This window comes from Arthrobacter gengyunqii (assembly GCF_023022985.1).
GTDB classification, from domain to species: Bacteria; Actinomycetota; Actinomycetes; order Actinomycetales; family Micrococcaceae; genus Arthrobacter_B; species Arthrobacter_B gengyunqii.
This window is the reverse complement of the sequence record NZ_CP095461.1, coordinates 3,505,282-3,523,807: the sequence shown is the minus strand read 5'-3', so window position 1 is coordinate 3,523,807 and position 18,526 is coordinate 3,505,282. Positions and strand designations below refer to the sequence as shown.

At 66.2% G+C, this 18,526-nt stretch carries 15 protein-coding genes; 11 read left to right on the top strand and 4 right to left on the bottom strand.

Annotated elements, in window-relative coordinates:
- Window positions 1-3: 3 nt before the first annotated feature.
- The 10 genes from gcvT to MUG94_RS16325 all read left to right on the top strand — a co-directional run bounded on the left by gcvT (window position 4) and on the right by MUG94_RS16325 (window position 11,059).
- The gene (gene gcvT, locus MUG94_RS16370; protein ID WP_227907177.1) at window positions 4-1,125 is read left to right on the top strand and encodes a glycine cleavage system aminomethyltransferase GcvT; all 1,122 of its coding nucleotides are present in this window, start codon (window positions 4-6) and stop codon (window positions 1,123-1,125) included.
- A 118-nt stretch (window positions 1,126-1,243) separates the two neighbouring features.
- A complete protein-coding gene (gcvH, locus tag MUG94_RS16365) occupies window positions 1,244-1,621 on the top strand; it encodes a glycine cleavage system protein GcvH (RefSeq protein WP_227907176.1) in 378 nt (125 codons plus the stop codon).
- Window positions 1,618-2,919 carry a serine hydroxymethyltransferase gene (gene glyA, locus MUG94_RS16360; protein WP_279324696.1) on the top strand — a complete coding sequence of 434 codons (1,302 nt, stop codon included), beginning with the start codon at window positions 1,618-1,620 and terminating at the stop codon, window positions 2,917-2,919. The genes gcvH and glyA overlap by 4 nt, the downstream gene beginning before the upstream one ends.
- 9 nt (window positions 2,920-2,928) lie before the next feature.
- Window positions 2,929-4,344 carry an L-serine ammonia-lyase gene (locus tag MUG94_RS16355; protein WP_227907175.1) on the top strand — a complete coding sequence of 472 codons (1,416 nt, stop codon included), beginning with the start codon at window positions 2,929-2,931 and terminating at the stop codon, window positions 4,342-4,344.
- A gap of 43 nt (window positions 4,345-4,387) precedes the next feature.
- A complete protein-coding gene (locus MUG94_RS16350; RefSeq protein WP_227907174.1) occupies window positions 4,388-4,810 on the top strand; it encodes a ChaB family protein in 423 nt (140 codons plus the stop codon).
- Window positions 4,811-4,947: 137 nt separating this feature from the next.
- The gene (locus tag MUG94_RS16345; RefSeq protein WP_227890785.1) at window positions 4,948-6,522 is read left to right on the top strand and encodes an alanine/glycine:cation symporter family protein; all 1,575 of its coding nucleotides are present in this window, start codon (window positions 4,948-4,950) and stop codon (window positions 6,520-6,522) included.
- Between the two features lie 260 nt (window positions 6,523-6,782).
- Window positions 6,783-8,606: an L-lactate permease gene (locus tag MUG94_RS16340; protein WP_227907173.1), complete on the top strand. Its 1,824-nt coding sequence runs from the start codon at window positions 6,783-6,785 to the stop codon at window positions 8,604-8,606.
- The gene (locus MUG94_RS16335) at window positions 8,607-10,004 is read left to right on the top strand and encodes an FAD-binding oxidoreductase (RefSeq protein ID WP_227907172.1); all 1,398 of its coding nucleotides are present in this window, start codon (window positions 8,607-8,609) and stop codon (window positions 10,002-10,004) included. It begins immediately after the preceding gene.
- A gap of 68 nt (window positions 10,005-10,072) precedes the next feature.
- On the top strand, window positions 10,073-10,255 hold the full coding sequence (locus MUG94_RS16330; protein WP_227907171.1) for a hypothetical protein: 183 nt from the start codon (window positions 10,073-10,075) through the stop codon (window positions 10,253-10,255).
- A gap of 117 nt (window positions 10,256-10,372) precedes the next feature.
- Window positions 10,373-11,059: a DUF8175 domain-containg protein gene (locus MUG94_RS16325; protein ID WP_227907170.1), complete on the top strand. Its 687-nt coding sequence runs from the start codon at window positions 10,373-10,375 to the stop codon at window positions 11,057-11,059.
- Window positions 11,060-11,103: 44 nt separating this feature from the next.
- Here MUG94_RS16325 and MUG94_RS16320 read toward each other — a convergent pair whose 3' ends face one another.
- From MUG94_RS16320 to MUG94_RS16305, 4 genes are all read right to left on the bottom strand, one after another.
- Window positions 11,104-13,857 carry a molybdopterin-dependent oxidoreductase gene (locus MUG94_RS16320; protein WP_227907169.1) on the bottom strand — a complete coding sequence of 918 codons (2,754 nt, stop codon included), beginning with the start codon at window positions 13,855-13,857 and terminating at the stop codon, window positions 11,104-11,106.
- Window positions 13,854-14,750: an FAD binding domain-containing protein gene (locus MUG94_RS16315; RefSeq protein WP_227907168.1), complete on the bottom strand. Its 897-nt coding sequence runs from the start codon at window positions 14,748-14,750 to the stop codon at window positions 13,854-13,856. The genes MUG94_RS16320 and MUG94_RS16315 overlap by 4 nt, the downstream gene beginning before the upstream one ends.
- 10 nt (window positions 14,751-14,760) lie before the next feature.
- Window positions 14,761-15,915 (bottom strand): XdhC family protein, encoded by a 1,155-nt coding sequence (locus MUG94_RS16310; RefSeq protein ID WP_227890778.1) that lies wholly within the window; start codon window positions 15,913-15,915, stop codon window positions 14,761-14,763.
- A gap of 282 nt (window positions 15,916-16,197) precedes the next feature.
- On the bottom strand, window positions 16,198-16,707 hold the full coding sequence (locus tag MUG94_RS16305; protein WP_227907167.1) for a DUF3995 domain-containing protein: 510 nt from the start codon (window positions 16,705-16,707) through the stop codon (window positions 16,198-16,200).
- A 227-nt stretch (window positions 16,708-16,934) separates the two neighbouring features.
- Here MUG94_RS16305 and MUG94_RS16300 point away from each other — a divergent pair, with 227 nt between their 5' ends.
- Window positions 16,935-18,305 (top strand): 8-oxoguanine deaminase, encoded by a 1,371-nt coding sequence (locus MUG94_RS16300; protein ID WP_227907166.1) that lies wholly within the window; start codon window positions 16,935-16,937, stop codon window positions 18,303-18,305.
- The last annotated feature ends 221 nt before the right edge of the window (window positions 18,306-18,526 follow it).

Sequence of the window (18,526 nt, the reverse complement as noted above, 5' to 3'; positions counted from 1 at the left end):
ACAATGACTGAGAAATACACCGCGCTCTACGAAGAGCACAAACGCCTCGGCGCCTCCTTCACCGACTTTGGCGGCTGGCAGATGCCGCTGAAGTACAGCTCCGAGCTGGCCGAACACCACGCCGTCCGCAAAGCTGCGGGCCTGTTCGATCTTTCCCACATGGGCGAAATAAAGGTCACCGGCCCGGACGCCGGTGCCTTCCTGGATTACGCGCTGGTGGGCAAGCTGTCCGCCGTCAAGGTGGGCAAGGCCAAGTACTCGCTGATCACCAATGCCGACGGCGGGATCATCGATGACCTGATCAGCTACCGGCTCGACGACGAGACCTACCTGGTGGTGCCCAACGCCGGCAACGCACCGGTGGTCGCCGCCGAACTGGCAGCGCGGGCCGAGGGTTTTGACGTCACCGTCAACAACATCTCCGACGACACGTCCCTGGTGGCCGTGCAGGGTCCGAACGCCGAGGCCATCCTGCTGGCCCTGGTTCCCGCCGAACACCGGGACGCTGTGACGGGGATGAAGTACTACGCCGCAGCCAAGGTGCCGATGGCGCTGGGTGCCTGGAGCGCGGAACTGCTGGTGGCCCGCACCGGGTACACGGGCGAGGACGGCTTTGAGATCTACGTGCCCAACGACGCGGCCCCCATCCTCTGGGCTGCACTGCTCGACGCCGGAACGGACCGGGGCCTGATCCCCGCCGGCCTGGCCTGCCGTGACTCGCTGCGCCTGGAAGCGGGCATGCCGCTGTACGGCAATGAACTCTCCCTGGACCTGGATCCCTACGCCGCAGGCCTGGGCCCCGTCGTCGCGCTCTCCAAGGAGGGGGACTTTGTGGGACGCACGGCCTTGGAAGCCAAAAAGCAGCAGGCTCCGGCCCGCCGCCTCGTAGGGCTGAAAGGTGCCGGCCGCCGCGCCGGCCGCTCGCACTACCCGGTCCTCTCCGACGGCGCCGTGATCGGTGATGTCACCTCCGGTGCGCCCAGCCCCACCCTCGGCTACCCGATCGCCCTGGCCTATGTGGATACCGCCTTCGCGGAGCCCGGCACCGAAGTGCAGGTGGATCTTCGCGGCAAGCCCGAACCGTTCACCGTCGTCGGGCTGCCGTTCTACAAGCGCCCCTCCTGATCCGCCGAGATGGCAGTAAGTGCTCGTCTCAGCCCTGAGACGCGCACTTACTGCCATCTCGCGCGGCCTAGACTTTGAACTAACCCGCAGGACTTCAGATGCACCGAAAGGCAACCCCATGAGCAAAGTGAACGCAGGACTCCGCTACTCGGCCGAACACGAGTGGGTGGACGGCTCCAGCCCCGTGAAGGTTGGCATTTCCGCCGTCGCCGCCGACGCGCTGGGCGACGTGGTCTACGTTGACCTGCCCGAGGTTGGCGCCGTCATCACCGCCGGCGAGACATGCGGCGAGGTGGAGTCCACCAAGTCCGTGTCAGACCTGTACGCACCGGTTTCCGGCGAAATCATGGAGATCAACCAGGAAGCCATCGACAACCCGGCCCTGCTGAACGAGGACCCGTACGGCGCAGGCTGGCTCTTCACGGTCAACACCACGTCCGAGGGTGAACTGCTCAGCGCCGAGGAGTACGCAGAAAAGAACGGCGGCGAGCTGTGACCGATTACCTGAACTCCCACCTCGCGCAGATTGATCCGGAGGTGGCGGAGCAGATCGACAACGAGCGCCGCCGCCAGCAGTCCGGCCTGGAAATGATCGCCTCGGAAAACCACACCTCCGTGGCCATCATGGAAGCCCAGGGCTCCGTGCTGACCAACAAGTACGCCGAAGGCTACCCGGGACGCCGCTACTACGGCGGCTGCGAGTACGTGGACGTCATTGAGCAGCTGGCCATCGACCGCGCCAAGAACCTCTTCGGCGCAGGCTTCGCCAACGTGCAGCCGCACTCCGGCGCCCAGGCCAACGCCTCGGTGATGCACGCCCTGATCCGTCCGGGCGACACCATCCTGGGCCTGTCCCTGGCACACGGCGGCCACCTCACGCACGGCATGAAGATCAACTTCTCCGGCCGGCTGTACAACGTGGTGCCGTACAACGTTGCCGAAGACACCCACCAGGTGGACATGGCCGAGGTGGAGCGCCTGGCCCGCGAGCACCAGCCCAAGCTGATCGTGGCCGGCTGGTCCGCGTACGCCCGCCAGCTGGACTTCGCCGAATTCCGCCGCATCGCCGATGAGGTGGGCGCCTATCTGATGGTGGACATGGCCCACTTCGCCGGCCTGGTGGCCGCCGGACTGCACCCCAGCCCGGTTCCGCACGCGCATGTGGTCACCTCCACCACGCACAAGACCCTCGCCGGTCCGCGCGGCGGCATCATCCTCTCCAACGACGCCGACATTGCCAAGAAGATCAACTCCGCAGTGTTCCCCGGGCAGCAGGGAGGCCCGCTGGAACACGTGATCGCAGGGAAGGCCACCGCGCTGAAGATCGCCGGCACGCCTGAGTTCAAGGAGCGCCAGGAGCGCACCCTGGCCGGTGCCCGCCTCCTCGCGGAGCGGCTGCTGGCCGACGACGTCACCGCCAAGGGCATCTCCGTGATCTCCGGCGGCACCGACGTGCACCTGGTGCTGGTGGACCTGCGCAATGCCGAGCTCAACGGGCAGGAAGCCGAAGACCGGCTGGCGCAGATCGACATCACCGTGAACCGCAACGCCGTTCCGTTCGACCCGCGGCCGCCGATGGTGACCTCCGGCCTGCGGATCGGCACCCCGGCCCTGGCCACGCGCGGCTTCGATGAAGACGCGTTCCGTGAAGTCGCGGACATCATTGCGCTGGCACTGATTGCCGGTGCCGAGGACGACCTCTCGGAGCTGAAGGCACGCGTTACCGCGCTGGCCGAAGCGCATCCGCTGTACACCGAGGTGGCCGACCTGGCCTCCTCACCTGCGCACGTCTAAGGAATCCACATGGCTGTTGGCGTTTTTGACCTTTTCTCCGTGGGCATCGGCCCGTCGAGCTCACACACAGTCGGCCCGATGCGTGCCGCTGCCGTGTTTGCGGAGGAACTGGTCGACGCCGGCATCCTGGGGTCCGTGGCCGGTCTCCGCGTTGACCTGTACGGGTCACTCGCGGCGACCGGCCGCGGCCACGGCACCATGACCGCGGTGCTGCTGGGACTTGAAGGCTTCGCTCCGGAAAAGATCCTGCCCGAAGAGGTTGAGGAACGCCTCGCCGCCATCGAAGCGACCCGGAAACTGCAGCTGTGCTCCCAGATCCCCGGGGCCGACGCCTGCGTGCTGGAATACGGTGAAGCGGACATTGTCCTGCATCCGCTCACTGTCCTGCCCCGCCACACCAACGGCATCAAGTTCGCCGCCAGTGCTGCGGACGGGTCGGTGCTGCACGAGGCGACGTTCTTCTCCGTGGGCGGCGGCTTCATTGTGCGCGAGGGCGAAGAAGACGCCGCGCGTGAAGAGCTGGAGTCCACCAAGGCGCAGCTGCCGTTCCCCTTCCGCACCGCCGTCGGCCTGCTGAAACACTGCACGAACAACGGCCTGAGCATCTCCGACGTCATGCTCGCCAACGAAAAAGCGTCCCGGACCGAGGAAGAGATCCGCTCCGGCCTGCTGCACATCCGCGACGTGATGGAAGAGTGCAAAAACTCCGCCATCGCCCGCACCGGCCTGCTGCCCGGCGGACTGAAGGTCCGCCGTCGGGCTCCCGCCTGGCACACCCGGCTGCGCGCCGAGGATCCGAACCGGGATCCCAAGTTCTGGCAGGAGTGGGTGAACCTCGTGGCGCTGGCCGTCAACGAGGAAAACGCGTCCGGCGGCCGGGTGGTCACCGCTCCCACCAATGGCGCGGCCGGCATCATCCCCGCCGTCATGTTCTACGCCACCCACTACGGTCCCGGGATGGAAAACGCCACACAGGAACAGAAGGACGACGTCGTGGTGCGCTTCCTGCTCACTGCCGGCGCCGTGGGGGTGCTGTACAAGGAGCAGGCCTCCATTTCGGGTGCGGAGGTGGGCTGCCAGGGCGAGGTGGGTTCGGCGTCCTCCATGGCGGCCGCAGGGCTGGCCGAAATTCTGGGCGGCACCCCGGAACAGGTGGAAAATGCCGCCGAGATTGCGATGGAACACAACCTTGGCCTGACCTGCGATCCCATTGGCGGACTGGTGCAGGTGCCCTGCATCGAGCGCAACGCCATCGGTGCGGCCAAGGCCGTGAATGCCGCCAAAATGGCGCTCTGGGGAGACGGCGACCACCGTGTTTCGCTGGATGAAGTCATCGTCACCATGCGGGAAACGGGCCGCGACATGAGTTCCAAGTACAAGGAAACCGCTCTTGGCGGACTGGCCGTGAACGTGGTGGAGTGTTGACCCTCAGGACCTTCTGAGGTTTTCCTGTCGGAGAGGACGCGCCATGCCCAAGACAGCCAAAAACGGATCACCCGTCAAGAATGAGCTGCCTTCAACCCTGCAGCGATCGGACTCCAAGGCGCAGGACACGTTCGCGAAGACCTATGACTCGGCCATGGAGGAATACGGCGACGCCGAACGGGCCGCCCGCACTGCGTATGCCGCCCTGAAGCACACCCACGAAAAAGTGGGGGACCACTGGGAGCAAAAGGAAAAGAACGGCCCGTCCGACGCCAGGGCTGCGGAAGGGCGGAATTCCGCCAAGAAGACCGCCGGCGGCGTGGACGCAAATGCCTCCAAGAAGCACCTGTATGACCTGGCCGCCAAGCTCGACATCTCCGGCCGGTCAAGAATGACAAAAGAGGAGCTGGTGGACGCGCTGCAGAAGGCCAATGCCGGTGCGACCCGGAAGGCCCGCGAGGGCTGAACCGTGCCCGGCCGGCCCGCTGAGGCAGCAGCGGGTCACCTTATACATCGGTTTGTGATTTGTCTAACATCGCGGTCTTAAGCCAAGCTGGGTCCACGCATTTGACAGCTTGCTTAGTGAAAACCGAGGTTCGAACGATGAACGCACCCCGATCTGTGCAGACGGCACCCGCTTCCGAAGAGGTGGGATGGCTCGGTTCGGTTGACGCCACCATCAACTCGTTCTTCGAACCGATCACGGAAGTCTTCTCCGCCATCGTGTTCGTTCCCATCACCATTGGCGACCTCAGCTTTCCCGTGGTTGTCGCCTGGCTGATCATTGCCGGCATTGTCTTCACCATTTACTTCGGGTTCATCCAGTTCCGCGGCCTGAAAGTTTCCGCCCAAGTAATCCGCGGCAAGTTCTCTTCGAAGGACGACCCCGGGGAGGTACCCCACTTCCAAGCCCTGACATCCGCCCTGTCCGGCACCGTGGGACTGGGCAACATCGCCGGTGTCGGCGCCGCCATGGCCCTGGGCGGACCGGGGGCAACCTTCTGGATGATCCTGGCCGGCCTCTTGGGCATGGCCACAAAGTTTGCCGAATGCACCCTCGGGGTGAAGTACCGCGAAGTCCATGACGACGGATCCATCAGCGGCGGGCCCTTCAAATACCTGCCCGTGGCGTTCAAGCGTTTCGGCCGGTGGCCCGCGAAGATCCTGACCGGAATTTTCGCGGTCGCCATCCTGCTCTTCGGCGTGGCCGGCGGCAACATGTTCCAGGCCAACCAGACCTTCGCCCAGATCCAGAACGTCACCGGCGGCGACGACGGCATCCTGGGCAGCGCCGGAGCCGCGCTGCTGTTCGGCGTTGTCCTGGCCGTGCTGGTGGCCGTGGTGATCCTGGGCGGCATCAAGTCCATCGGCGCCACCACCTCCAAGCTGGTACCCGCCATGGCGGCTGTCTACATCGTTGCCTGCCTGGCCGTCATCATCGTCAATTTCCAGAACGTGCCCGCCGCCTTCGGCGCCATCATTGACGGAGCCTTCCGTCCCGAGGGCTTCGCCGGCGGCATCATCGGCGTCATGATCATCGGGTTCCAGCGTGCCTCCTTCTCGAATGAGGCCGGTGTGGGTTCCGCCGCCATCGCCCACTCCGCGGTCAAGACCCGCCGGCCCGTCAGTGAAGGCTTTGTGGCCATGTATGAGCCGCTGGTGGACACGGTGCTGATCTGCACCATGACGGCACTGGCGATCATCATGGCCGGTGCGCCCAGCCTGCAGGCAGGCATCGATCAGGTACAGGGAGGCGGAGACGCGCCCGACGGCGTGATCCTCACCTCCGATGCCTTTGCCACCGTCCTGCCGTGGTTCCCGATCGTGCTGTCCATCGCCGTCGCGCTCTTTGCCTACTCGACCCTCATCACCTGGTCCTACTACGGACTCAAGTCCTGGGAATACCTCTTCGGCCGCGGCCGGCGCCGCGAGATCACGTACAAGGTCATCTTCCTGACCTTCACCGTGGCCGGCTGCGTGCTCTCCTTCAGCCAGGTCATCAGCTTCACCGATGCGGCCCTGTTTGTCTGCGCCTTCGTGAACCTGCTGGGTGTCTATCTGCTGCTCCCGGTGATCAAGCGGGAAATGAAGGCATACCTTGCGGACCGCAAGAGTGGAAAGCTCGAAATGCTTGGCATTGACGAGGACGACATCAAGGAAGCAGCTCCCAGCCACTGAGCCGCACCACGAGCGAGCTGCCGGGGAACCCTCCTGTGCTTCCCTTCTGCCTGAGGCCGCCGTTGTTCCGGTATCGCCGGAGCATCGGCGGCCGCAGCATTTAACGAGGAGCGTAGCGGCGCTGTTGTTCGCATGCTTCCGGCCGCAGACCGTTGACCGGATAACTGTCGCGGGCCTAGGGTCGACCCATCGTTACCGCGGATGGGGCCGGTTCGGCAACACAGTGCGGACGGATGTGAAACAAAGACAAAGGAGTTTTTGTGAGAACACAGCTAGCCGCGTTCCAACAGCCGCTCGATCCCATCGCCGATTCCCTGGGCCTTTCCGCGCTGCTTGCGGCGTTGCCGCTGCTGCTGCTGTTTGTCCTGCTGGGCGTCTTCCGCATGAAGGCCTATCAGGCCGGACTCATCTCGCTGGTGCTGTCCATCCTGCTGGCAGTGATCGGGTGGCAAATGCCGATCGGGCAGGTGGCAGCTGCCACCGGGCTGGGAGCGTTCTACGCGATCTTCCCCATTCTCTGGATCCTGATCAACGCCCTGTGGATCTATAAGCTCACGGTAGCCACCCCGTGGTTCGAAGTCCTCGGCAGGACCATCCGCTCCATCTCGGATGACCTGCGCATCCTGTCCATCCTGATCGCCTTCTGCTTTGGCGCACTGCTGGAGTCCCTGGCCGGCTTTGGTGCTCCGGTGGCCATAGCGGCGGCCATGCTCATGGCGGCGGGCATGAAGCCCTTGAAGTCGGCGATTGTGGCCCTGCTGGCCAACACCGCTCCGGTCGCCTTCGGAGCCATGGCCGCTCCAATCATTGCGCTGAACGGGGTGACCGGAATTCCGCTGCACGAGTTGTCCTCCATGACCGGGCGGCAGACCCCGTTCATTGCCCTGGTGGTGCCGCTCATCCTGGTCTTCCTGGTGGACGGCAAGCGCGGCTTGAAACAAACCTGGCCGGTGGCCCTGGTGAGCGGGTTTGTGTTCGGACTGGCCCAGTTCCTCGCCTCGAACTTCTTCGTTGTGGAACTGACCGACGTCGTGGCGGCGGTCGCCACGGTTATTGCGGTTCTCCTGATGCTCCGCGTTTGGCAGCCCGCGGAAATCATCGGCATGTCCGGCCAGGTGCAGGAAGACCAGGACGCCGCAGCTCCGCGGGAAACGGTTGACGCCGCGGGCACCGGCAGCGCTGCAGATACTCTCGATGGATCCGGCCCGGCAGAGCCGGTCAAGACCGGCCGCGGACGGCGTTCGGCAGCCGTGCCGGCAGGCGCAACGGCGGCCGGTTCCGCGGGGGCAGGCTCCGTGGCCGCGGCCGGCCCAGGGTCCACGAGCAACACCGCCCGTCCCGATGCCCGCAGCGTGTGGATGGCCACAGCCCCGTACCTGATCATCATTGTGGTCTTCTCGCTCGCCCAGATACCGGCCATCAAAACCTGGTTGACGTCCATCGGCAGCGTCACTTTCCACTGGCCGGGACTGGACGTGGTGGACTCCAACGGCAACGCAGTGGCAGCCCAAACGCTGCGCTTCGACCACATCCGGGCCACCGGAACGCTCCTGCTGTTTTCCGGGATCCTGACCATGCTGCTCTACCGGATCCAGCCCCGGAAGGGTGTGCAGGTGTACGGGGAAACCCTGAAGCAGCTGCGCTGGACCATTGTGACGGTCTGCGCCGTGCTGGCCCTGTCCTTCGTGATGAACCTGTCCGGGCAAACCACCACACTGGGCGTGGCCCTTGCCTCCGCCGGTGGATTCTTTGCCCTGCTGTCGCCGCTGCTGGGCTGGATCGGGGTGGCGCTGACGGGCTCGGACACCTCCTCCAACTCGCTGTTCGGCCAGTTGCAGGTGGCAGCGGCCAACGAGACGGGCCTGTCCGCCACCCTGATGGCGGCGTCCAACTCGTCCGCCGGAGTGCTCGGCAAGATGCTCTCGCTGCAGAACCTGGCCATCGCCTCAGCCGCTGTGGGACTGGAAGGTGCCGAAAGCACGCTGCTGCGAAAACTCATCGGTTGGAGCCTGGGCCTGCTGGTGATGATGACACTGCTGATCTGGCTGCAGTCAACCTCTATCCTGGGCTGGATGGTTCCCTAGATGAGCATCTTCTCAGACTCCGATTCAACTGTAGGGCTGCCGGACCCTGCACCCACCGCCACCTTGCTGGGTTTGGCCCCGAACGCGTCCCTCGAGCCGGGGCACCGTGAACAGGCCAGCACCGACCGCTCCGGCTTTGTGGCCCAAACCCATCCGGACGGCGTGGTGTTTGCCGAGTCCGCCGAGGACGTGGCCGAGACCCTGCGCCTGGCCACCCTCCACCGCGTACCGGTGGTGCCCCGCGGAGCCGGCACCGGGCTGGCCGGCGGGTCCTCCGCCCGCTCGGGGGAAGTGGTGCTGGACGTCTCCCGCATGAATAAGATCCTGCGTCTTGATCCGCTGGAGCAGCTCGCGGTGGTCCAGCCGGGAGTCCTGAATGCCGAGATCAATGCTGCCGCCGCGGAATACGGCCTGTTCTATGCCCCCGATCCGGCGAGCACCGCCATCTGCTCCATCGGCGGCAACATTGCCACCAACGCCGGCGGCATGCGCTGCGCCAAGTACGGTGTCACCCGCGAATCAGTGCTGGCACTGCGGGTCATCCTGGCAGACGGGCGTGAACTGCGCACCGGCCGGGAAACCATCAAGGGAGTCACCGGGTATGACCTGAACGCGCTGATCATCGGCTCCGAAGGAACTCTCGGCGTCGTTGTTGAAGCCACGCTGCGCCTGCGGCCTCTGCCGGTGGCCACCGCCACCGTGGCGGCCTTCTTCCCCGACGTCGAAAGCGCTGCCCGAGCAGCTTCCGCCGTGGTTGCCGCCCGGATCCAGCCGTCCATGATGGAACTCATGGACGGGCCCACCCTGGAAGCCGTGGATGCTGCCACCGGTTCCGATTACCGGTCCCGCGGGGCCTCGTTCCTGCTGGTGCAGACCGACGGCTACGGTGCCTTCCTGGAGCAGGACGTGGTGCTGGAAGCGGTGCGTCCCTATGCCGGCTCGTGCGGGAAGGCGGCCGACGACGACGAGGCAGCGGCGATGGTGAGCGCCCGCCGGGACGCGATTCCCTCGCTGGAACAGATGGGACGGGTCTCCATCGGCGACATCGGCGTGCCGCGCGGCCGGCTGGCCGAAGCCGTCACGGGCCTCGAAGAGATTTCCGCTGCCACCGGGGTACGGATTTTCACCATCGCCCATGCCTCCGACGGAAACCTGCATCCCATGATCGTGATGGATCCCGAGGATTCCGTCACGGAGGGTCCGGCCAAGGACGCCCTGGGGCAGATGTTCTTCCTGGCCAACCGGCTCGGCGGTACCCTGACCGGCGAACACGGCGTGGGATTGCTGAAGCGGGACTGGGTGGGCGCCGAACTGGGTGACGTGTCGGTGGGGGTGCAGCACTCCATCCGCCGCGCCCTGGATCCACTGGGCATCCTCAACCCCGGAAAGGCCATCTGAGCCCGTGTAGGATCGGGGCACCAGCCCGGAGCGGCACCGCCCCGGGCGACTTTAATCGGGGGAAACGAATGGCAGCTATGTCCGGAGTCGGCGCATTTGTCGCCATCCTGTACTTCCTCATCGTCGCGGCGGTCGCGGTTTTGTCGGTCTGGGCACTGGTGCTGCTGATCATCTTCCTCCGGCTGCGCATTGCCGAGCTGCGCTCAGCCGCCGCCGGACCGGGAACCCCGGGTGCCGGTCGGCTCGGCTAGCGTTTCCCGCCAACAACGGAAAGGTTTACCGTGACCCGGTCCCCGGATAACGCCCCCGAAAACAACCCGTTCACCAAGCCGGGTTTCATCCTTTCAGCCGTACTGGTGGTCACCCTCATGGCTGCCGGCGTTGTCTACTTCCTGCTTCCCCCAAAAGATGACAGCGCACAGTCTGCTCCAGCCCCAACCACGGGCAGCAGCTCCAGTTCCGTTACTCTCAGCCCGTCCGTATCGGCAGACGACAACAACTTCGAACGGAAAAGCGTGTGTGGTTTGCCGCTCACCGATGAGCTGACGCTGGATACCGCGCCGACATCCAACTGGGAGTTGGTGGATCTGATGGCAACGCCTCGTGATTCGTTAACCTTTGGCCCGGGAATAACGGAGGAGAGCGGCTTCCGGTCGTGTTTCGCCAGCTCACCAGCCGGCGCCCTCTATGCGGCAATGAACGTCATTGCTCTCGGCTCTTCCGGCTCGCCCGAGGTCATGATGAAGACGGCTGACCAGCTTTTCGTACCCGGAACCGGCCGGGACGCCGCTATCAAGGACACCAGCACTGCCGTGGATTCCTCAGGGACAGCCGACATCCAAGTTCGGGGGTTCGTCATCAGGTCCTACACCCCTTCGGAAGCAAACATGGACCTTGCCTTCGAAACCACTGAAGGCGTTCTGTTCCGCGTGACCATGTCACTGCGCTGGATGAGTGATGACTGGAAAGTGCAGCCGGCCGATGACGGCACTCCTTGGAGCGGCATGTCGCAGATAAGCGACTTGAGCGGCTTCGTGCTTTGGTCCGGAGCCTGAGAAGCTCAGCCGCCGCCGGGCGGAACCCCGGGGGCCGGACGCCTTTAGTCTGGTGTTTTCCGCAGCGCCAGGAAAACCACGTCCCGGGCCAGCGGAAGGGCACTGAACCGGACGCCCGTGGCATCCCGGACAGCGTTGGCCAGGGCCGGGGCCACCGGATTGAAAGGACTCTCGCTCATGGACTTGGCACCCATCGGCCCCAGCGAGTCATTGGTCTCCGCGAAGTAAATCTCCGTGCGCGGCACATCCGCGAAGGCCGGCACATGGTATTCGCGCAGAATCTTCGTCTGCACCTCGCCGCTGCTGCTCACCCGGACCTTCTCGAACAGTGCCGCACCCAGCGCCTGCGCAATGCCGCCTTCAATCTGCCCGCGGCACTGCAGCGGATTCATCACCACGCCGGCGTCTGCGGCATGTACGCTCTGCAGGATCCGGATTTCACCCGTTCCTGTGTGCACGCCCACCCGGAAGCCCTGCACATTGAACGCCACGGACCGCGGTGTTCCGCCCCAGCGTCCCTGGGCTGACAGGTTGATCCCTGCCTCCCGCGCGTGGACGGCGACGTCGGCCAGAGCTATCCGCTCGCCGTCGCACTCCACCGCGTCCGGCAGCAACCGCACCTGTGCCGAGGTGTTGGAAAACAGGGAAGCGGCAAAGCCCTTGAGCAGGACGGCCAGTTCCTCCGCCGCGGCGAGGGAGGCCTTGCCTGCCACCACGGTGCCGGTGGAGCCGTAGGCGCCGGTGTCATGGTCCACCAGATCGGTGTCCGACTGCCGGATAACGATGCGGTCCGCCGTGGTGTGCAGGGCGGTGGACGCAAGCTGGGTGTGCACGGTGGTGGTGCCGTTGCCGAACTCGGAGGTGCCGACGTCGAGCCCGTACCTTCCGTCCTCCTGCAGGCAAATGCGGGCGTGGCTCATGTGCCCGCGGGGCGGAACCGTATCGATCATGGCGACGGCGGTGCCGGTGCCAACCCGCCACTCGGCGTCCAGCGCTTCGCCGGAAGTCTCAGCGGACAGCTCTCCCCGCTCCAGCGCCGCCCGCACCAGATCCACGCACTGGTCCAGGCCGTAGCTGCCGTACTGCACGTCTTCCGCCGGAACGGGCGCCGTGGAGAGCATGGCGTCGCCCTTGGCGATGACATTGCGGCGGCGGAACTCCAGCGGATCCGTGCCGATGCCGCGCGCCAGCTCATCCATGGCGCACTCGACGGCGAAGATCATCTGGCTCAGCCCGTAGCCGCGGAACGCTCCGGACGGGACAGTGTTGGTGTAAACGGCCCGGGCGTCCACTTTCTTGTTGTCGCACCGGTACACGGCCACGGATTCGCCGCAGCCGTGGAACATGACGCCGGGGGCGTGGTTTCCGTACGCTCCGGTGTTGGTGGTGACATCCAGCTCCAGCGCGGTCAACGTGCCGTCCCGGCGTGCGCCGGCACGCACCCGGACGGAGAACGGATGCCGCACGGTGGTGGCCGTGAACTGCTCCTGCCGGGTCAGCTCCAGCTGCACCGGCCGATTCAGCTTGATCGCCGCCAGCGCGGCCAGGTCCTCGGTGAGCATCTCCTGCTTGCCACCGAATCCGCCGCCCACCCGTCCGGTGAGCACCCGCACGGACGCCGGTTTCAGGCCGAACACCCGGCACAGAGCCCGCCGGATCAGGAACGGAACTTGCGTGGAGGTGCGCACCACCAGCCGGCCCGCCTCGTCGAAAAAGGCAATGGACCCGTGCGTCTCCAGCGCCATGTGCTGCAGGCGCTGGCTTTCGTAGGTGTTTTCATGCACGACGTCGGCTGCCGCCAGTCCGGCAGCGGTGTCACCGATTTCGGAGTGCAATTCCGCAACGATGTTGCCGGTGCCCGGATGGACCTCGGGGGCGCCGTCGGCCAGGGCGGCGTCGGTGTCCGGGACCGACGGGAGCAGGTCGTACTCCACCTTGAGGGCGCGCACTCCCTCGGCGGCGGCGCCCACTGACGCGGCGACGACCGCTGCCACCCGCTGGCCGCGGAAACGGACCACGTTGTCCAGGATCCGGGTATCGTCCGGATCATCGGTGTGCAGCTCATGCTGGGCGGTGGAGAACAGCTGCTTCGGAGCATCCTCGTGGGTGAGGACCGCCTCGACGCCAGGCACCGCCAGAGCAGCGCTTGCGTCAATGGAAACGATGCGGGCCGAGGCGTGCGGGGACCGCAGGATTTTCAAATGCAGCAGCCCCGGCAGGTCCGCGGCCGGCACGTCCATGGTGTAGCGGGCTCGGCCGGTGACAATGTCGGGGCCGGCCGGGGCGGGGACATTGGTCCCGACGGTCGGCGGAGCGGAGACCGTCACGGCATCGGGGCCGGCGGAGGCACCTTCGTTCTGGACATCGACGTGCCGGTGCCCGCACACGGCATCCCCGATGGCGCGGTAACCGGTGCAGCGGCAGAGGTTCCCCTTGAGGTTCCGCGGCAGGTCCTGTTTCTGTTCCTCGTCGAACGTGGCGGCGGTCATCACCATGCCGGCGGTGCAGAATCCACACTGGAAGCCCTGTGCATCCAGGAACTGCTGCTGCATGGGATGCAGGTTGACTCCGTTGGCCAGCCCTTCAATCGTGGTGATCTCGCGGCCCTCGGCACGGACCGCCGGATAAAGGCAGCTGTGCACGGGCTTGCCGTCCACATGGACGGTGCAGGCGCCGCAGTCCCCGGCGTCGCAGCCTTTCTTGACGCCCAGGGTGCCCTGCTCGCGGAGGAACGTGCGCAGGCACTGTCCGGGGAGGGGAGCGGCCTCCACCTCGGTTTTATTGATCCGGTACGTCACAGGGAACCCTCCTTTGGTGCGGATGCGGATGCGGGCGCGGACACCGGCTCGGACACCGGTCCGGAACCAGCTGCCGCCAGTTCGGCACGGATCTCTTCAGCCAGCCGCTCCGTCATGTAGTGCCGCCATTCGGGCAGCCCGTGCACGTCGTCATGCCAGAGCCCGCCGTCGATCGTCCCGTTGAGCTCCGCCCGCAGTTCGACGGCGGCGGGCAGTGCGGGGAACCGCAGCTGGACCGGACGCTTCGTGGCCGCAGTGACGGTGAGGACAAACCCGCCGTCCTCGTCCACCCGGCCGATCAGCAGCACCCCGGACCGGCCCAGATTTGTCAGTGACTGCCGGCGGAACGCCGTCCTGGCCCGCAGTGCGGCTTCCGGCAGCGAGATGCTGCGGAGAAGTTCTCCCGGTGCCAGGGCGGTAACGCCGTCGCCGATCACCAGATCGGCCACCGGAATCCGGCGGCAGGTGCCGTCGGGGGAGTGAACCAGGGCCACGCCGTCCAAAGCTGCGGTCAGGGCTGTCATGGGTCCCGCGGGCAGGCCGGTGCAGACGTTCCCGCCCACGGTGGAAACGTTCCACACCTTGAACGAAGCCACGAAGGATTCGCAGCACGGCCGCACCAGCACCAGCGCCGGCCACCGGGTCCGGACATCGGCCGGGGCGGTGCCGGGAAACGCATGCAGTTCCGCGATGGTGCAGGTGGCGCCGATCTCCAATCCGCCGTCGGACACAGCCAGCGGCTCCCATCCGGCGGCGGTGATGTCCAGCAACCGCTGCAGGGTGTCGCTGCCGTAGGAAAAGAGCACGGTGCCGCCGGCCAGCCAGGCATCCCCGGGGCGCCAATCCTGCGGGTCACTGGTGCGGATCAGCTCGGAAACGGTGGGCATGTCCATGGATGAATCCTCAGTGGCTGACGTGGTGACGGGTGAACGGATGAATGGGACCGCTGAGCGTCCGCAGCGGCAGCCCGCTGACGGCGGAACCGGAACGCGCGGCCACGATCTCCGCGAAGACGGACAACGCGGTTTCCTCGGGCGTGGCAGCACCGATGTCCAGCCCAATAGGGGAGTGCAGCTTCGCGGTCTCTGCGCCGGTCAGCCCCTCGGCCCGGAGGGCAGTCATTCGCTGCTCATGGCTGCGGCGCGATCCCAGCGCACCGACATAAGCCAGCTCAAGCCGCAGCGCCTCGGCCAGCACCGGGATGTCGAATTTGGCGTCGTGGCTGAGCACGCACAGCACGGATCGGGCGTCGAGACGTCCTCCTTCGGCTTCCTGGCGGAGGTACTGGTCCGGCCACTGCACCTGAATCTGGTGGGCGGCGGGGAAGCGGTCCGGAGTGGTGAAGGCGGACCGGGCATCGCAGACGGTGACGTGGTAACCGAGCAGCCGTCCCTGCCGGGCGAGGGCAGCGGAGAAATCGTTGGCACCGACCAGCAGCAGGCGGGGCGGTGCGAGCCTGGACTCCAGGAACAGCACGGGACCGCCCAATTCCACGATTCCGGTGCGCCCGGCGGCGAGCAGCGGAGCGATTCGGGCGGCGGCGCCGGCCGGGTCCGTGCCGAGCATCGCGGCCAGCGCGGGTCCGTGAGCGGTCAGGAGATCGGCCGGTGATGCGGCGCCAGCCAAATCGGTGACCAACAGCGGCAACGCTGCCGCACCCTGCTCCCGCCCGGCACAGGCCCCGGCGTCAATCCGCCGGATGAGGGCGCAGGGCGCATCAGGGTCCGGCATCACGGGAAACACGTTCGGGGACACCGGCTGAATCAGGATCTCCAGGGTGCCGCCGCAGCTGAGCCCGACGGCGAAGGCATCCTCGTCGCTGTATCCGAAGAATTCCAGCCGAGGTTGCCCGTCGGCGAGCACCTCTTCGGCGGCAGCGACCACGGCGGCTTCCACACAGCCGCCCGAGAGTGACCCGGTGATCCTGCCGGTTCCGCTGATCAGCATGGAGGTGCCCACCGGCCGCGGCACGGATCCGGACGCGCGCACGATGGTTGCGGCGGCGCAGGGAGTACCGTCCTCAGCGGCGGCATCCAGCGCGTTCAACATGTCCAACATGCGCACCTGCCCTCCAGCAGCATCCGCCGGCGGCAAACCGCCGCCGGCAACCTGGTAACCCGGTAACCAAAGCGGTGAGTTCCCCCTGCCGGGATAACGGGCAGGGGACTTGAATCCGCAAAACAATGACAATATCGGAATATATAACGCCGATTATCATCCCCTGATGAAGAAGGAAAAGAATGTAGGTTCCAGTACCGTCAGGGGTTATATTGGCGTAATTTCTCCAGTAATTGCACGGAAGCCTACCACGGCGTTCCGGCAGGCGGGACGCGCCGCCGCTTAAGACGTGTCCGGGCCGTGCGGGGCTCCTTGGGGAATGCGCCGGGACAGCAGCAGATAGCCGAGCAGCGCGGCGCCCCAGAGGAGGAACAGCGGATCCCACAACCAGGCGTGGCCGATCATCGCGGGCCGGTCATAGCCGGCTTCCGGACGAACCAGCCCCGCCAGGACCGCGTTGCTCACCACGGTATTTGCTCCGCCGTAGAGCACCAGGAGCACGGCCCCTGCCCAGCAAAGCCCGCGCCAGACACTGGGCCGGGGCATCCTGCCGTAGGCCGCGGCCACCGGAATCAGCGCGCCGGCTGTCTTGGTCAGTGCCACCAGCCCCAGCAGGAGTCCGGTGCGCAGCGGCGCCTCACGGGACTGCCGCACCGCCCACCGGCCCACGGTGTCCAGCAGCCACTGGCCGCCCGCCGCCCAGTACAGGCTGAAGGCGGCGTGCACCAGGCCGGCGGCACACGCGGTCCAGACGCAGGCGAGACCCAGCTTCCGGCGGGTGTGGGCATCCATGGGAATCCAATCGCTTAACTGGTGGTGGCCCGTCAGCGGAACTCTTCCTTCACATTCTCCGGGAAGGCGGGGCCGTCTGTGTAGGGTGGGCTCGTGCGGACGGTCAGGCCACCGGCGCACGCGAACCGGCACGCCGGCACCGCCGGAATGCAGGACCGGCCTCTTGGATCAGCAGACAAGTTCACTGAGCTGGCCCCGGGAGGGGTCTGTCTGCCCAAGGATGTCCCATGACTGATGCCACGCCCGCAACCGGCCGCCTCTGGGTGAAGAACCCGCTGGCTGCCTTCACCGCCAACGATCTGGATGCCGCCGGCGGTTTGGTGATCGAGAACGGGATCATCACCGAGGTGCTCGCCGCCGGACAGAGGCCCGCCGTCCCCTGCGCCGAGGTTTTTGACGCCTCCGGCCACGTGCTGCTGCCGGGGCTGATCAACACGCACCACCACTTCTACCAAACCCTCACCCGCGCCTGGGCGCCGGTGGTGAATACCCCGCTGTTCCCGTGGCTCAAGAACCTCTATCCGGTGTGGGCGCGGCTTACCCCGGCGGACCTGGAACTGGCCACCACGGTGGCCCTGTCCGAGCTGCTGCTCTCCGGCTGCACCACCGCCGCGGACCATCACTACCTCTTCCCTGACGGGCTGGAGGACGGCATCGACGTGCAGGTGGACGTGGTGCGGAAACTGGGCATGCGGGCCATGCTCACCCGCGGTTCCATGACGCTGGGGGAGGACGGCGGCGGCCTGCCGCCCCAGCACACCGTCCAGGCGCCGGACGTGATTCTGGAAGACAGCCGGCGCCTGATCCGGGACTACCACGAGCGCGGCGACGGCGCCGTGATTCAGATCGGTCTGGCGCCCTGCTCGCCGTTCTCGGTAACCCGGGACATCATGCGCGACAGCGCCGCGCTCGCCGAAGAATACGACGTCCGGCTGCACACCCACCTGGCCGAAACCATGGACGAGGAAGCCTTCTGCCTGGAGATGTTCGGGCTGCGCACGGTGGACTATTTGGACAGCGTTGGCTGGTTGGGAAACCGGACTTGGCTGGCGCACGGCGTGCATTTTAACGATGACGAGATTGCCCGGCTGGGTGCCGCCGGCACCGCCGTGGCGCACTGTCCGACGTCGAACATGCGCCTGGCCAGCGGCATCGGACGGATGGCGGAACTGGAGGACGCCGGAGCGCCGGTGGGACTGGGCGTGGACGGATCGGCGTCCAACGACGCCTCCAACCTGATCCTGGAGGCGCGGCAGGCCCTGTACCTGCAGCGGCTGCGCTACGGTGCCGAAGCGATCACCCCCAAGCGGGCGCTGGGCTGGGCCACCAAGGGATCTGCACGGGCTTTAGGCCGAGAGGATGTGGGCGAGCTGGCTCCCGGACGGCAGGCGGACCTCGCCATGTTCCGGCTGGATGATCTGCGCTTCTCCGGCAGCCACGATCCGCTCTCGGCACTGCTGCTCTGCGGTGCGGACCGGGCGGACCGGGTGATGGTCGGTGGGACCTGGCGGGTGGTGGACGGCGCGCTGCCCGGTACCGATCTGCCGGCACTGATTGCCCGGCACACGGCGGCGGCCCGCCGGATGATGGCCGGGTAAGTTTCCGCGCTTCCGGGCCGGATTCGGGCGAAACCCCGGAACCTGACGCAATGCATTGCTGTAAAACACGACGGATTGTTTGCACAGAATTAACACCCGTGAAACACGGTTTCGTTTTATTCCGCAACAATTATTTACCTGTTGACAGATTTGCCACGCCTCGCCCAGACTGTCCGCAATAACAATTCTGATTGCCGGAAACATCGAATCAAGTCGGCGCC

Excerpts from the sequence above, each read along its gene's own strand:
- MUG94_RS16355 (WP_227907175.1), top strand. The coding sequence starts at position 2,929 with ATGGCTGTTGGCGTTTTTGACCTTTTCTCCGTGGGCATCGGCCCGTCG.
- MUG94_RS16350 (WP_227907174.1), top strand. The coding sequence starts at position 4,388 with ATGCCCAAGACAGCCAAAAACGGATCACCCGTCAAGAATGAGCTGCCT.
- gcvT (WP_227907177.1), top strand. The coding sequence starts at position 4 with ATGACTGAGAAATACACCGCGCTCTACGAAGAGCACAAACGCCTCGGC.
- MUG94_RS16325 (WP_227907170.1), top strand. The coding sequence starts at position 10,373 with ATGGCTGCCGGCGTTGTCTACTTCCTGCTTCCCCCAAAAGATGACAGC.
- MUG94_RS16305 (WP_227907167.1), bottom strand. The coding sequence starts at position 16,707 with ATGGATGCCCACACCCGCCGGAAGCTGGGTCTCGCCTGCGTCTGGACC.
- MUG94_RS16300 (WP_227907166.1), top strand. The coding sequence starts at position 16,935 with ATGACTGATGCCACGCCCGCAACCGGCCGCCTCTGGGTGAAGAACCCG.
- MUG94_RS16345 (WP_227890785.1), top strand. The coding sequence starts at position 4,948 with ATGAACGCACCCCGATCTGTGCAGACGGCACCCGCTTCCGAAGAGGTG.
- gcvH (WP_227907176.1), top strand. The coding sequence starts at position 1,244 with ATGAGCAAAGTGAACGCAGGACTCCGCTACTCGGCCGAACACGAGTGG.
- MUG94_RS16310 (WP_227890778.1), bottom strand. The coding sequence starts at position 15,915 with ATGTTGGACATGTTGAACGCGCTGGATGCCGCCGCTGAGGACGGTACT.
- MUG94_RS16315 (WP_227907168.1), bottom strand. The coding sequence starts at position 14,750 with ATGGACATGCCCACCGTTTCCGAGCTGATCCGCACCAGTGACCCGCAG.
- MUG94_RS16330 (WP_227907171.1), top strand. The coding sequence starts at position 10,073 with ATGGCAGCTATGTCCGGAGTCGGCGCATTTGTCGCCATCCTGTACTTC.
- MUG94_RS16335 (WP_227907172.1), top strand. The coding sequence starts at position 8,607 with ATGAGCATCTTCTCAGACTCCGATTCAACTGTAGGGCTGCCGGACCCT.